This window comes from Aeromicrobium sp. PFPM2_SD2 (genome assembly GCF_057364525.1).
Window position 1 is genome coordinate 1 of sequence record NZ_JBNFNZ010000573.1, and the last position, 1,354, is coordinate 1,354.

A 1,354-nucleotide genomic window follows, 5' to 3' on the forward strand; every position below is an offset into this window, starting at 1 on the left:
AAGAGGGCGGCGGGGGCACCGGCCGGGCGGCTCGCCGAGCGGCGGGGAGCCGGCTGCGTGTCGTCCGCGGAGCCGTCGGCCTGGATGTCGTTGTCGTCGAGCACGGTGCTCTCCTTCACCCCGGCGCGCCGCGAGGACGCCGCACGGGGCCGTGTCTGGGTCCGCGAACGGACCGGAAGCCTGTCGTGCCACGCCCCGGTGGGGCGTGGTGACGTACGTGGTCTGTCACATGGCGATTCCGCCGCCGCCGCGGGCAGCGCCGGTCAGGGCGCGTCGCGGTCGAGGGCGAGCGGGTCGCCGACCGTGCCGGACTCGGGGTCGAGCGGGCCCTGGGCCACGCGGTTCGCCAGCGGCGCCTGCGCGACCTCGAGGCCTCCGCTGCTGCGGAGTCCGGCGAGTACGTCGTCCGGTCGCACGGACGGGGTGCCGTGCCGCACGACCAGGTCCAGTATCGCACAGGGCTGCTCCCCGCCGCCTTCCGATCGGACCGCGAGCCGCACGACGGCGGCCCGGCAGTCGAAGACGCGGGGGCCGCGCTTGGTCATCCGCTCGACCTCGACGGACGGCTGGGCGAGGAACGTCGCGACCGCCTGCGCCGCCGTGCGGGGGTCGACGCCGAGCAGCGTCAGCTCCCACCGGCTGGCCTCCAGCCGGTCGGCCAGGGAGCCCGCCCCGGCCTCGACGACGGCGACGACGTCCAGCCCGTCGGGCAGGGACGCGTCGAGGCGGCGCTGGACGTCGCGGGGTCCAGCCGCTGGGTCAGGCCGATCTCGAGGTACTCGGCCTCGCTGGCCGCGCCGGTGGGCGAGGCGTTGGCGTAGGAGATCTTCGGGTGCGGCGTGAAGCCGTGCGAGTGCGCGATGGGGATGCGCGCGCGGCGGATGGCGCGCTCGAAGGCCCGGCCGAAGTCACGGTGGCTGGTGAAGCGCAGGCGTCCGCGCTTGGCGTACTGGATGCGCAGCTTCTGCAGCACCGGGAGCTGCGGGTTGGGCGCCTCGGGGTTCGGCAGGCCGGGATCGGGCACGACGGCGGGGCGCGGCTCGGGGTTCTCGCTCACCCGCACGAGCCTAGCCAGGGTCGGCGGAGTGCTCGTTGCGCGGTGCGACGACACTGGACGGGTGCATCTTCGTCCCCGCTCCCGTCGCACCACCCTGCTCGTGCTGCTCGCCATGACCCTGCTGGCGCTCAACCTGCGTCCGTTCGTCACCGGGCTGGGCGTGGTGATGCCGGACGTCGAGGACGACCTGGGGCTCGGCCCGGGCACCGTGGGCTTCCTGACGGCGCTGCCGCCGCTGGCCTTCGCGGTCGCCGGCCTGCTCGGGCCGCGCCTGGTGCGCTCGCTGGGCCTGCGCGC

Annotated in this window: 2 pseudogenes; one reads left to right on the forward strand and one right to left on the reverse strand. The window is 75.6% G+C overall.

The annotated features are described in order from the left end of the window. Positions 1–263: 263 nt before the first annotated feature. Positions 264–1,171: pseudogene (locus AC2W7G_RS16450) on the reverse strand (TIGR03936 family radical SAM-associated protein). On the opposite strand from AC2W7G_RS16450, the pseudogene AC2W7G_RS16455 reads away from it, so the two are divergent. Beyond that, positions 1,119–1,354: pseudogene (locus AC2W7G_RS16455) on the forward strand (MFS transporter); the annotation flags it as partial. The pseudogenes AC2W7G_RS16450 and AC2W7G_RS16455 sit on opposite strands and share 53 nt — an antisense overlap.